The organism is Duganella sp. Leaf61 (assembly GCF_001421905.1).
Classification (GTDB): domain Bacteria; phylum Pseudomonadota; class Gammaproteobacteria; order Burkholderiales; family Burkholderiaceae_D; genus Rugamonas; species Rugamonas zoogloeoides.
Map to the genome: position 1 here is coordinate 349,697 of NZ_LMLM01000031.1, position 12,368 is coordinate 362,064.

8 protein-coding genes and 1 tRNA gene are annotated in these 12,368 nt (G+C 64.0%); 4 read left to right on the forward strand and 5 right to left on the reverse strand.

Translation table 11 applies throughout. The features are described from left to right. Window positions 1-18: 18 nt before the first annotated feature. Entirely contained in the window at window positions 19-990 is a 972-nt protein-coding gene (locus ASF04_RS23295) for a LysR family transcriptional regulator (RefSeq protein ID WP_056147076.1), read from the forward strand. Here ASF04_RS23295 and ASF04_RS23300 read toward each other — a convergent pair. Next, a complete protein-coding gene (locus ASF04_RS23300; RefSeq protein ID WP_056147078.1) occupies window positions 953-2,221 on the reverse strand; it encodes an Nramp family divalent metal transporter in 1,269 nt (422 codons plus the stop codon). The genes ASF04_RS23295 and ASF04_RS23300 overlap by 38 nt on opposite strands. A gap of 18 nt (window positions 2,222-2,239) precedes the next feature. Continuing rightward, window positions 2,240-3,496: a cupin domain-containing protein gene (locus tag ASF04_RS23305; RefSeq protein WP_056147080.1), complete on the reverse strand. Its 1,257-nt coding sequence runs from the start codon at window positions 3,494-3,496 to the stop codon at window positions 2,240-2,242. Window positions 3,497-3,722: 226 nt separating this feature from the next. Between ASF04_RS23305 and ASF04_RS23310 the strand changes: the two genes are divergently transcribed. Next, entirely contained in the window at window positions 3,723-4,115 is a 393-nt protein-coding gene (locus tag ASF04_RS23310; protein ID WP_056147082.1) for a Fic family protein, read from the forward strand. 25 nt (window positions 4,116-4,140) lie between these two features. Here the strand turns inward: ASF04_RS23310 and ASF04_RS23315 are convergent, their stop codons facing one another. Further along, window positions 4,141-5,796 carry a methyl-accepting chemotaxis protein gene (locus tag ASF04_RS23315; RefSeq protein ID WP_056147083.1) on the reverse strand — a complete coding sequence of 552 codons (1,656 nt, stop codon included), beginning with the start codon at window positions 5,794-5,796 and terminating at the stop codon, window positions 4,141-4,143. 331 nt (window positions 5,797-6,127) lie between these two features. Here ASF04_RS23315 and ASF04_RS23320 point away from each other — a divergent pair, with 331 nt between their 5' ends. Continuing rightward, window positions 6,128-9,058: an EAL domain-containing protein gene (locus ASF04_RS23320; RefSeq protein WP_056147085.1), complete on the forward strand. Its 2,931-nt coding sequence runs from the start codon at window positions 6,128-6,130 to the stop codon at window positions 9,056-9,058. A 10-nt stretch (window positions 9,059-9,068) separates the two neighbouring features. Here the strand turns inward: ASF04_RS23320 and ASF04_RS23325 are convergent. After that, a tRNA-Phe gene (locus tag ASF04_RS23325) sits at window positions 9,069-9,144 on the reverse strand. A gap of 147 nt (window positions 9,145-9,291) precedes the next feature. On the opposite strand from ASF04_RS23325, the gene ASF04_RS23330 reads away from it, so the two are divergent. Continuing rightward, the gene (locus ASF04_RS23330; RefSeq protein ID WP_056147087.1) at window positions 9,292-9,837 is read left to right on the forward strand and encodes a DUF2058 domain-containing protein; all 546 of its coding nucleotides are present in this window, start codon (window positions 9,292-9,294) and stop codon (window positions 9,835-9,837) included. Between the two features lie 33 nt (window positions 9,838-9,870). Here ASF04_RS23330 and ASF04_RS23335 read toward each other — a convergent pair whose 3' ends face one another. Next, on the reverse strand, window positions 9,871-12,270 hold the full coding sequence (locus ASF04_RS23335; protein WP_056147089.1) for a S9 family peptidase: 2,400 nt from the start codon (window positions 12,268-12,270) through the stop codon (window positions 9,871-9,873). Window positions 12,271-12,368 lie beyond the last annotated feature (98 nt).

Below are 12,368 nucleotides of genomic sequence, written 5' to 3' on the forward strand. Positions count from 1 at the left end.
TGACGGAGAGTCCACCCGATGAAAAACATCACCCTGCGCCAGTTCCGCATCTTCGAGAGCGTGGCGCGCAACCTGAGCTTTTCGCGCGCGGCCGAAGACCTGCACCTGACCCAGCCCGCCGTCTCGATGCAGATCAAGCAGATGGAAGGCCTGGCCGGACTGCCGCTGTTTCGCCAGACCGGCAAGCGCATTGCGCTCACCGACGGCGGCCGCGTGGTGCTGCGCCACTGCCAGGTGATCCTGGCCGACCTGCGCGCGGCCGAGCAATCGCTGGCCAGCCTGCTGAACGTTGCTGCCGAACAACCGCGCCAGCGCCTGCGCGTGGGCCTGATCACGTCGGGCAGTTGCTGCTTCCCGCACCTGATCCGCGCCTTCCTGCAGGGCCATGACCACATCGACCTCGACATGGCCGTGCGCAGCCGCGACCAGCTGGTTGCCATGCTGCGCTGCGATACGCTCGACCTGGCGGTGATGCTGCATCCGCCCGAACTGCGCGGGGTCGATGCCACGCCGTTTGCCGACAATCCGTTCGTGCTGGTGGCGCCACCCGATCACCGGCTGACCGGCGCGGCGCAGGTGCCGGTCGCGCACCTGGCGCACGAATGCCTGATCGTGCGTGAGCACGGTACCGATACCCGCCAGGTGGCCGACGACACCCTGCTGGGCCGCGCCGCCATCGGTTTTGACACCGCACCGCGCTTCATGGAACTCGGTTGCAGCGAGGCGATCCGCCAGTCGGTCATTGCCGGCATGGGCATCGGCCTGCTGTCCGCGCGCGAAGTGCAGGCCGATGTGCGCAGTGGCCAGTTGTGCGTGCTCGATGTGCAGGGCTTTCCGGTGATGCAGCAGTGGCATGCAGTGCACCGTGGCGAACATGGGCTGCCGCGCGCGGCGCGCGACTTTTACCGGTTCCTGCTCGACGAGGGCGCGGCGCGACTCGATCATTTGTCACTCACCCCACCAATGCCTGCCACAGCAGCGCCACATTAAGCAGCACCATGGCGGCGGCAGCCACCGCCGCCATCACGGTCAGCCTGCGGCTGGCCGTAAAACCCTGCATTACCGAGCGGCGCGACGACAGCACCACCAGCGCGATCAGCGGCACCGGCAGCACCAGGCTCAACAAGATCTGGCTGTCGATCATGGCCGTCATCGGATTCATGGTGGCGCATACGATAAACGCCGGCACCATCGTCGCCAGGCGCCGCGCCATCAATGGGATTTTAAAACCGACGAAGCCCTGCATGATGTTCTGGCCGGCCATGGTGCCCACCACCGAGCTCGATATGCCCGACGCCAGCAGCGAAATCAGGAACAGCACGCCGGCGCCCGCGCCCAGCGCCGGCACCAGCGTGTGGTAGGCGGTGGCGATATCGGCCAGGCCAGGTGCGGTCTCGCTGAAGGCGGCGGCAGCCATCGCCACCATCGCCATGTTGACCAGCGCGGCCAGTCCCAGCGCGACCGCCACCTCGCGGTTGGAGAACGACACGAGCTGGCGGCGCTGGGCGTCGTTGCGGGCCGGCGCGCGGTGCTGCGTCAGGCCCGAATGCAGGTAAATCGAATGCGGCATGATGGTCGCGCCGACGATGCCCACGGCCAGCATCAGCGCATCCTTGCCGTGCAGTTGCGGCACGAAGGTGTGGAACAGCGCCGCGTGCCAGTCGGGCGGCACGATCACCAGCTCGGCCAGGTAACTGAGGCCGATCACCGCCACCAGCGCGGCGATCACGATTTCCAGCGGCCGGAAACCCTGCGCGTCGAGCGACAGGATGGCAAACGTCACCACGCCCGTGACCACCAGCCCCCAGCCCAGCGGCACGTCGAACAGCAGCGAGATGCCGATGGCGCCGCCCATGAACTCGGCCAGGTCGGTAGCGATGGCGCCGATTTCGGCGGCAATCCACATCGCCACCACCAGCGGCCGCGAAAACTCGTCGCGGCACACCTCGGCCAGGCTGCGGCCGGTGACGATGCCCAGCTTGGCCGACATGGCCTGGAACAGCATCGCCACCAGGCTGGCAAGCAGCACCACCCACAGCAGCTGGTAGCCGTAGGTGGAGCCGGCCTGCAGGTTGGTGGCGAAATTACCGGGGTCCATGTACGCCACCGACGCCACCACCGCCGGTCCGGCAAACGCCAGCATCGAGCGCAGGCCGCGCCGCTGGTGGTCGAGGGCGTCGCGCATGGTGACGACGGTGTTGACAGTGGCGGCGGTGTTCATGGTGGCTGTCTCCTTACATCACGCGATGACGTCGCGGCGGTTCTTGAGTTTGTGGATGACGTCGAGCGTGGCGTCGTCCACCCGCAAGTGCTCCTTGACCAGCTGGCGCGGCGTGTTGGCCAGCCACTGCGACAGCGAGACTTCCGCGAAGTGGTCGGACTTGAACAGTTCGAGGAAAATCAGGTCCGAGGTGCCGGTGTTCTTGATGTAGTGGCCCAGGCTTTTCTGCACGTAGCCGACGTCGCCGGGGTTGAAGTCCACCGTTTGCGCCACCGGCCCGGTATTGAACACCGTCATGCGCCCGGAGCCCTTGATGAAGTACTGCCATTCGTCGGCGTCCGGATGCCAGTGCATTTCGCGCAGTCCGCCCGGGCGCAAGGTCACCAGCGCCGCCGCCACGGTTTTCGACACCGGAAAATTGTTGCTGTCGACAATGCGCACTTCGCCGCCCGGCTGGGTCAGCGTAGGTTTCATGGCGCCCATGCGGAAGATGAACGGGTGGTCGGGGCGGCCGAGGCTGGAGGCCGCGTACAGCTGGTCGGCCCTGAGCGGACCGGCCTGCGCGCCCTGGTAAATCCACAGCTGCTCGAGCGGGATGTTCCTGAATTTATCGGCCGGTACGCCGAAGTTCTGCGCCAGGATGTCGGGCGGCGTGTGGGCCAGCCAGTCGCTGAGCATGAGGGTGTTGAATTCCCCGGAGGCGCCGTCGTCGAAGGCGATCACGAACTCGCCGCCGTTCGCGCCAATGCCTTGCAGTGAATGCGGCAGGCCGGGCGGGAAGTACCAGATGTCGCCCATCTCCACGTCGGCCACCTCGGAGCGGCCCTGGCTGTCGATGGTGGTGATGCGGATGCCGCCCACGGTGACGATGGCCCACTCGGCCTGCTGGTGCCAGTGCAGCTCGCGCACGCCGCCCGGTCCCAGGCGCATGTTGACGCCGGCGATGTCCTTCGAAATCGGGAACGCCTTGGTGGTCACCTCGCGCGCCCAGCCGCCATCCTGTATGCGCTTGTGCGCCATGTTGAACGAGTTCCAGGGGATCTGCATGCCGCCCACGTCGGTCGCCGGTGGATTGGCAAACGACGGCAGCACATCGCGCAGCGCCGGATTTTGCGGACCGGGATCGGCATTGGCGAGCGCCGACGAATTGATGGCGCCTTGCAGCGGCCGATTCGGATTGCCGAATTCGGCAGCCTTGGCAGCGGCAGCAGCGCCCAGCGCCACCGCACCAGCGGCCGCACCGGCCAGGATTCCGCGACGATTGAGGTCGGTCATACTAATTCTCCTTGAAGAGTTTCCGCTGTTCGGACGGACAGCGGTTCAACGCAGGAGCGGCTGCACGGGTGGTAAATTTCGGCAGGCACTCCGATGAAGAAATAGTAGGGCGCGATGCGCGGGAAGGATATTCAGGATTTCTTTGGGTGATCTATAAGCGGGGCTGATGCACGGGTGGTATGCGTAGGCGATCTGCCGGGGGGGGGCGACCAATCGTCGCAATCCCATGCTGACCGAACATGCGGTGCATATGCTGCCTTATCGGGGCTTGGGTACAGGAATCCCACGCGCTTTGCAGGACTGGCCTTCCATCGATCTGATCGATGACGTGGAAGCGAACCAGTTCGTGGTGCGTACCGGGCGGCAGTTTGTCGAAGAGGCCACCCCCCAATTCCCCCCCCAAGTCACCCCTGAAGTCAGCCGGCTACTTGAGGTCATGCACGGTGAAATGAAACGTACCGACATTCAAAGCGCACTGGGTTTAAAAGACCATAAACATTTCCGTTCCAATTATCTGCAGCCAGCCTTGGATGGTGGATTGATTGAAATGACTGTGCCGGACAAACCGCAGAGCCGGCCGCAGAGATACCGGTTCATCCTGCACGATCCATTTGCTTGAGAGCGGCGCTGCGGTTTGTACTTCATCAGGCGCCTAGCATCGCCATGGCGCCTGCCTGCCGCGCGGGGCGGGATGGCTGCGTGCGTGCTTGACGCGCGTTATAGATGGCCACTGGCGCGGCGTTGGCCGGGGTCAGCTGGAACACGCTGACCGCGTGCGCCAGCGCTGCCGCCTGTTCCTGCATGGCGTTCGAGGCGGCTGCCGCTTCTTCCACCAGCGCGGCGTTTTGCTGCGTGACTTGGTCCATCTGGGTGATGGCGTCGTTGACCTGCTCGATGCCCTGGCGCTGTTCGGCGCTGGCGGCGGCGATATCGCTGATGATGTGGTTGACCCGCTGCACGCTGTCCACCACTTCCTGCATGGTCGCACCGGCGCGGTCCACCAGTTTGCTGCCCACTTCAACCTTGCTGACCGAATCGTCGATCAGCACCTTGATTTCCTTGGCCGCGCTGGCCGAGCGTTGCGCCAGGTTGCGCACCTCGGTGGCGACGACCGCGAAGCCGCGTCCCTGTTCACCGGCACGTGCCGCTTCCACCGCTGCATTCAGGGCCAGGATATTGGTCTGGAACGCGATGCTGTCGATCACGCCGATGATGTCGACGATCTTGTGCGCCGAATCGTTGATCGAGCCCATCGTCGTCACCACTTCCGCCACCATGGCGCCGCCGCGCACGGCCACGCTGGAGGCCGAGCTGGCCAGGTCGCGCGCCTCGCTGGCGTTGTCGGCATTCTGCTTGACGGTGGCGGTCAGTTCTTCCATCGACGAGGCCGTTTCTTCCAGCGAGCCGGCTTGCTGCTCGGTGCGCGAGGACAGGTCCATATTGCCGGCAGAAATTTCGGCCGAGGCGGTGGCGATGGTGTCGGTACCGCTGCGCACCTCCTGCACGATGTTGTAAAGCGCCGCATTCATGTCGCTGAGCGCCTGCATCAGTTCGCCCGTTTCATCCTTGCTGGTCACGACCATTTTGCTGCTGAGGTCGCCCTTGGCAACGCGCTGGGCCAGCGCCACCGCGCCTTGCAGCGGCACCGTGATGTTGCGCGTTAGCAGGTATGCCAGCACGGCAGCGATCGATGCCGCCAGGATGCCGCCGCCGATCAAGAGGATGTCGGTGCGGGTGCGCTGGGCGGCGAGGTCGGCCGAGCGTTGTGTCAACAGTACCTGCTCGCCGTCCCGGATCACGGCAAGTTGGGCACGCATGGCATCCATGGCCGCTTTGCCCTTGTTCGACTGCGCCAGTTGCACTACCGCCGCCATGGTCTCGGGCTGGTCGCCACCGCTGCGGCGCAGTGCGATGGCAGGCTCCACCGCCTCGCGCAGCCACTGTTGTTCAGCCGCCGCCAGGTCCTTCAGCCGCTGCTGCTGGGTCGGGTTGTCGCTGGTCAGTTCGACGATCCTGGCGAGGTGGCTGGTGAAGGCGGCCCTGCCGGCGTGAAAGGGTTCGAGCGATGCTTCGTTGCCGGTAAGCGAAAAGCCGCGCTGGCCGGTTTCCATGTTGATCAGGTTTTCCTGCAGCGCGTTGGCTTCGGCCAGCACCTCGTAGGTGTGCACGTTCCAGCTGTTGGCCGTGCCGAGGCGGCTGAAATTGACCTCGGCCACAACGACCAGTGTCGCCAGCATGGCAACGATCACACCGAACGCCATGTAGAGGCGCACACCGATTTTCAGATTGGACAAACGCATGGGAGCTCCTGGGGGAAGTAGGGGGAAACGATTGAAGCGGATTTGCTGTACAACTCGCGAGAGCATATTAAAAAGAAACAAAAATTTCTATGTGGATATATTTTAGAAAGGTTTCGCCACGATGTTTGTGCGATAGTGCACGCAGACCAATACATCGATGCCGACATCGATCCGGCCTGCCTCGCGTGGCTGAGCGGAACAAATCTTCATCTGCCAGGTCTTAAGATTTCAGGTGGCGTTAGCGTCACCGACGTATGGTCATGCCTTCCGGACCTGGCGCAGTGAAGCGCTGTGGGAGGAGGCGGAAGATATCCCGTCAAGGAGGATCAAGATGGAGACGAACGACGCGTTCAGCACCATTGCGACGGACCTGGAACGCAGCTGCGCGCTCGAGCCGATTCACTTGCTCGGCACGGTGCAGTCTTACGGGTTCCTGATGGTCATCGACATCGCCACCGGTCGCATCGTGCAGGTATCGGAAGGGGTATTGCGTCACTGGCCTGGACTGCACAGCGCCAGCGCGTTGCTCGGCGGCGCGCTGGCAGACTGGGTGGCCACCGTGAACCGTGGCCATCCGCTGGCGCTCGACACGCTGCCCTCAGCGGGTGCCATCATGCAGCCCTGGCGGCTGCGGTTCGAACAAACCCGGGCTCCCGCCGCGCCGCATTCGCCCGCGCGGTGGGAATGCCTTGCACACCGGTCCGCAGAGCTGGCCGTGCTCGAATGGTTGCCGGTCGAGCGCACTTTCGGCAGCACGGGACGTCAAAACCGCATGCTTGACGATTTTGCGGACCTGATCGCGCGCCTGCGCCATGCCGAGGAGCTGGCCCCGTTCTTCGACGAGTGTGCGCAGGTGGTGCAGGAATTCACCAACTTCGACCGGGTGATGATTTACCGTTTCCTGGCCGATGGCTGCGGCGAGGTGGTGGCCGAGCGGACCTCGGAACGGTGCGAGCAGAAATACCTGGGTCTGCGCTTTCCCGCGTCCGATATTCCCGCCCAGGCGCGCCGGCTTTACCTGGCGAACACGCTACGGGTGCTGGCCGATGTACAAGCGCCGGTCGACGCGCTGGTGCCGCCGGTGCTGGCCGACGGCAGGGTGCTCGACCAGAGCTACTGCATGTTGCGCGGCATGTCCCAGGCGCATCTCTCGTATCTGCACAATATGGGCGTGCGCGCCTCGCTGAGCGTGTCGCTGGTGTGCGACAGCAAGCTGTGGGGACTGATCGCCTGCCATCACCAGGAACCGAAGACGCCGCCGCACCAGATCCGCGAAGCCGTGCGCCAGGTCTGCGAATTGCTGGCCGAGGTGGCCAATATGCGCATCGAGGCGCTGTCCAACCTCGATGTCATGGGACGGCGCCTGGCGCTCGACAGCCTGCTGAACCAGTTCCACCAGGCCCTGGTCATGAACGGCGAAATCGCCGCCGTCATCGACCGCTGGCTGCCCAGGCTGTTGCAGGCATTTAATGCGAGCAATCTGGGTGTGCGCATCGGCGGGTTCGACTACGCCGGTGGTACCGGCATCCAGCACTGCGACGCAGCGCATATCCTCGACGAAGTTGCTGCGCTGGTGGACATCCGCAACCAAAATCCGACAGCGCTGATGTGGGATGCGCTGCGTGCCGGCGGAAAGCCCGGGCTCGCCTCACTGCCCGACGCCGCCGGCCTGCTGCTGGCGCAACGACACGAGGAACAGATCAGCTTTTGCTTTTTGAGCCGGCCCGAGGAGGTACACCAGGTGCGCTGGGGAGGGCAGCCGACCAAGGCGGACATGGTCACGCTGCCCGACGGCCAGATCATCCTGGAGCCGCGCCGATCGTTTGCAGCGTGGCAGGAAACCGTGCGCGGTCATTCGGCGCCCTGGACCCAGACCGAGGCCGAGGCACTGCAAAACCTGCTGAGAATCCTGAGCGATGCGCAAAAGTTGTACCACAACCGTCAACTCCAGCAGACTTTGCACTGGAGAGCCCACCATGACCACCTCACCGGCCTGCATAACCGGCTGGCCATGGAAGACGCGCTGTCGCGCCGTCTGGCACTCGGGCAATTCGACTGTGCGCTGATGCTGCTCGACCTCGACCACTTCAAGAAGATCAACGACACCTATGGCCATGACACCGGCGACCAGGTGTTGCAGCAATTGAGCTTGCGCTTGACGGCCGTGACCAGGGAGTTCGATCTGCTGGCGCGCCTGGGCGGCGATGAATTCATGTTGTTGCCACAGATACCGCATCCCAGTCCCGCCACCGCGCTGACCTTTGCCGAGCGCCTGCACCAGGCGGTCGCCGCTCCGTTCGACGTGGACGGCCAGCAATTGCGCCTGGGGATATCGGTCGGCATCGCCATTCCACCGGGTCATGGCCGGACCGTCACCGACCTGCTCAAGCACGCCGACCTGGCCCTCTACCATGCCAAGTCGCTGGGACGCGCGCGCAGCTCGGTGTTCGAACTGGCCATGGCGTCGGAGCACCTCGACTACGTCATGCTCGAGCGCGACTTGTCCGAGGCGGTGGAGCGGGACCAGTTCTCGCTTGTCTATCAGCCCAAGGTCGACCTGTCCACCCGCAAGGTGATCGGCCTGGAGGCGCTATTGCGGTGGAACCATCCGACCCGCGGACAAAATAGCCCGAGCGCGTTCATTGCCATCGCCGAACGCAGCAACGAGATCACGCGCATTGACCGCTGGGTCATGCGCAGTGCCATCGCCGACCGCGCGCACTGGCAGCAGGAAGGCATGCCGCTGCTGCCAATCGCCATCAACCTGTCGCTGGCCGACATCCTGTCCCCCGACCTGATGGCTTACCTGACCGACCTGTTCCAGGAGTACCAGGTGACGCCCGACGCCCTGGAAATCGAGGTGACGGAGTCCTGCATCATGCGCGAGCTGGCGCGTACCCAGACGGTGCTGCAAGAGTTGAATGCGCTGGGTATCCACACCTCGCTGGACGACTTCGGTACTGGCTACTCCTCGCTGAGCTATCTGCGGCAACTGCCGTTGCAGTGCCTGAAGATCGATCAGTCATTTATTCAAAGTATGTTGGAAAATCCAAACGCGGAGAAGTTGACTCAAGCCATTATTGCCATGGGCGCCGCACTGCAGATGCGCATCGTCGGCGAAGGGGTCGAAACCAGGGAGCAAATGAACTGGCTGCTTGCCAATGGCTGCGGTATCGGGCAAGGATACTTTTTCAGCCCGCCCGTGCAGGCGACCGATGTGCACCATGTGATCGAGCGGCTCGAGTTGCGCTTGGCGCACTGAGCGTTGTTCTTGGTGGCCCGGGGCGGAATCGAACCACCGACACAAGGATTTTCAATCCTCTGCTCTACCAACTGAGCTACCAGGCCAAGGCGCGCAATTATAGCAGCCCGATTTGAAAATGCCAAATGTTTGCTGGCGGTGGCCAGATTTCCTGTCGGCCCACCGCTCGACTTTGCTATGCTACCGGCTTGACGCTGGCGCAGCCGGCAATCCCCCCACACGGAGCAAAGGACATGGTTTCCTTACAAGAGCAGTTTTTAAAAGCGGGCCTGATCGACAAGACCAAGGCCAAACTGGCCAACCAGGAAAAGAGCAAGCAGAAGAAAGTCGAGCGCCGCACCGGCGAACAGTCGGTCGATGAAGCCCGCCTGGCGGCGCAGGAAATCCAGCGCAAGAACGCCGAAAAGGCGCGCGAAGCGAATGCCTTGCGCGATGCGGCCGCCCAGCAGAAAGCCATCATGGCGCAGATCGTGCAGATGGTGCAGCAGAACCGCCAGGACAAGACCAAGAACGGCAAGGACGACATCGCCTACAACTTCACCCACGGCACCAAGATCGAACGGATCTACGTGTCGCCGGCGGTGCGCGAGCACCTGGTGGCGGGGCGGCTGGTGATCGTGGTGCTGGGCGCGACGGTGGAACTGGTGCCGCGCGTAATCGCCGACAAGATCGAAGAACGCGATGCGTCGCTGGTCGTGCGCGTCAAGCAGTCCGCTGCGGTGGTGGAAGAGGACGATCCGTACGCGGCGTTTCAGATTCCCGATGATTTGATGTGGTGAAAAAAAAGGCGGAACCGAGGTTCCGCCATTTTTTTACTCCCTGGTTTTGAGCGTGCGCTCGAACAGCTGGTAAATCCGGCGGTACTGGTCATACCAGCTTTCCGCATGCACGTACGCGTGGCGTTCCAGCGGGTACGAGGCCAGTTCCCAGTTGTCCTTTTTCAGTTCGATGAAGCGCTGCGCCATGCGCACCGAGTCCTGGTAGAACACGTTGTCGTCCACCATGCCGTGGGCGATCAGGATGTGGCCCTTGAGCTTGTCGGCGTATTCGATCGGCGACGAGACCTTGTACGCTTGCGGGTCCAGCTCCGGCGTGTTGAGGATGTTGGACGTGTACTCGTGGTTGTACGTGGTCCAGTCGGTGACGGGACGCAGCGCGGCGCCGGCCTTGAACTGGTCTGGTGCGCGCAGCAGCGCCATGAAGGTCATGAAGCCGCCGTAGCTGCCGCCGTAGATGCCGACGTTTTTCGCGTCGCCCTGGTGGTTGGCCACCAGCCAGTTCAGGCCGTCGATATAGTCTTCCAGTTCCGGGTGGCCCATCTGGCGGTAGATCGCCGTGCGCCAGTTGCGGCCGTAGCCGAGCGAAGCGCGGTAATCCATGTCCAGCACGATGTAGCCTTGCTGTACCAGCAGGTTGTGGAACATCTGCTCGCGGAAGTACACGGGGAAGCGCTGGGTCACGTTTTGCAGGTAGCCGGCGCCGTGCACGAACATCACGACCGGGTATTTTTTACCGGGTTCCAGGGTGGCCGGGCGGTACAGCTTGGCCCATACCGGATCGGCGCCATGCGTCGATGGCACGGCCACGATTTGCGGTGCGATCCAGTTGCGGGCCTTGTAGTCGGCGCTGCGGGTGTCGGTCAGCTGGGTGGCCGCGCCGCCGGTGGCAGGCACGGTGGCGATTTGCGCCGGCATGTACGAGGTCGAGTAGCGCACCAGCAGCTTGCGGCCGTCCGGCGACACCGTGAAGCTCTCCACGCCGCCAAGCGTGGTCAGTTCCTTTACCTTGGCGTCGGTCGTATTGCTGGCGCAGACTTCATAGGTGCCCGGCAGTTTCGGATTGCACAGGAAGTAGGCAATCTTGCCGTCGGCCGACCAGGTGACGTCGCTCGCTTCCCATTTGCCCGAGGTGATCGCGCGCGGCGCCGCATCGGGCGTCCGGGCATTTTTCAGGTAGAGGTGGGCGTAGCCGCTTTCCTCGGACTGGAACCACAGCGTGCTGTTGTCCGGCTGCCAGCCGAAGTCGTTGCCACGATTATTCACCCAGGCCTGGTCGCTCAAGCGGTGCAGCGGTTGCAGCTTGGCGTCGGTCAGGTCGACGGTGGCGATCCAGCGGTCCTTGTTGTCGACCGATTGTGCCATCACGGCCACGCGCGCGCCGTCGTCGCTCCAGCGGATCGATTCGGCGCTGCGTTCGAAACGTACCGGGCGGTTGCCCTTGAGCGCGGCCAGCTTTTGCGCTGCGCGCATGTCGGCCAGCGGATCGGTGGCGATGCCGGGCAGGGTGTCAAAGGACAGGTCGGTCACTTTGCCGGTGGCGATTTCCAGCAGTTTCAACTGGTGCGGCACGGGGCCGGCGTCGCTCACGCGCGGGCGTTCGTCGTCGGCTTCCTCGTAACCGGATTCGGTTACGTAGCGCGGCATCTTGCCCACGCGGCGCTTGTCGGCATCCTTGGCGCTGGTGACCACCAGCAGGTAGCGCCCATCCGGCGACAATGCGCTCGACGCGATCACGACCTTCTCGCCCAGGTACACCGGTTTCGGCGCGCGGGTGGCGTCGGCGCTGCGCTCTGCATCGCGCTGGGCGCGGGTGGCGTCGCGCTCTTCCTTGACGCGGGCCAGGGTGGAGATCAGGCGCAGTTGCAGGTCGCGCAGCGAATCGGCCTCGGGCTTGGCATCCGGGTCCTTGGCGGTGCGCAGCACGGCCACCGGCGTCACCAGACGCTCGCTGCGACTCCAGCTGAACCAGTCGTTACCGATGCGGAATTGCACCTGCTTGCCGTCGGCCGCGTACTGCGGATCGGCAGCGGCAGCGGTGCCGCGCACGATTTGCGTCAGCGCGCCGGACTTCAGATCGCGCTCGAACAGGTCGCCGTTGCGCAGCACGATGGCGCGCGTGTGCTCGCGGTTGTACACCGGGTTGGCGGTGTCGAGGTTGGCCAGTTGCTTGTCATCGACCTGTTTGGCGGCGCCGCCGTTGACCAGGAACGTGTCGCGCAGCGGCGAGCCGGCGCGCTTTTGCTTGTAATAGACCTGGCGGCTGTCCCAGCCCCACCAGGCCGATTCGACGGGTGTGCCGATCCAGTCAGGATTGGCCATGGCCTGGTCCAGCGTGATCGGGGCGGGGGAAGTGGCAGCAGCGACGGCGTGGCCGCTGGCAAGCGCGGTGGCCAGGATGGCGGCCAGCGTTGAAGTAGGCAAGACAAAACGCATGGATGGTTCGCTTTGAAGTTGGGTGGACGGAAGCGCCGGTCGCGGGGTAACCGACCGGCGCCATATTCTAGCCTAACCGTTTAGACCGATCGTCCTGC

Coding starts and splice junctions, on each gene's coding strand:
- ASF04_RS23295 (WP_056147076.1), top strand. CDS start 19: ATGAAAAACATCACCCTGCGCCAGTTCCGCATCTTCGAGAGCGTGGCG.
- ASF04_RS23300 (WP_056147078.1), bottom strand. CDS start 2,221: ATGAACACCGCCGCCACTGTCAACACCGTCGTCACCATGCGCGACGCC.
- ASF04_RS23305 (WP_056147080.1), bottom strand. CDS start 3,496: ATGACCGACCTCAATCGTCGCGGAATCCTGGCCGGTGCGGCCGCTGGT.
- ASF04_RS23310 (WP_056147082.1), top strand. CDS start 3,723: ATGCTGACCGAACATGCGGTGCATATGCTGCCTTATCGGGGCTTGGGT.
- ASF04_RS23315 (WP_056147083.1), bottom strand. CDS start 5,796: ATGCGTTTGTCCAATCTGAAAATCGGTGTGCGCCTCTACATGGCGTTC.
- ASF04_RS23320 (WP_056147085.1), top strand. CDS start 6,128: ATGGAGACGAACGACGCGTTCAGCACCATTGCGACGGACCTGGAACGC.
- ASF04_RS23330 (WP_056147087.1), top strand. CDS start 9,292: ATGGTTTCCTTACAAGAGCAGTTTTTAAAAGCGGGCCTGATCGACAAG.
- ASF04_RS23335 (WP_056147089.1), bottom strand. CDS start 12,270: ATGCGTTTTGTCTTGCCTACTTCAACGCTGGCCGCCATCCTGGCCACC.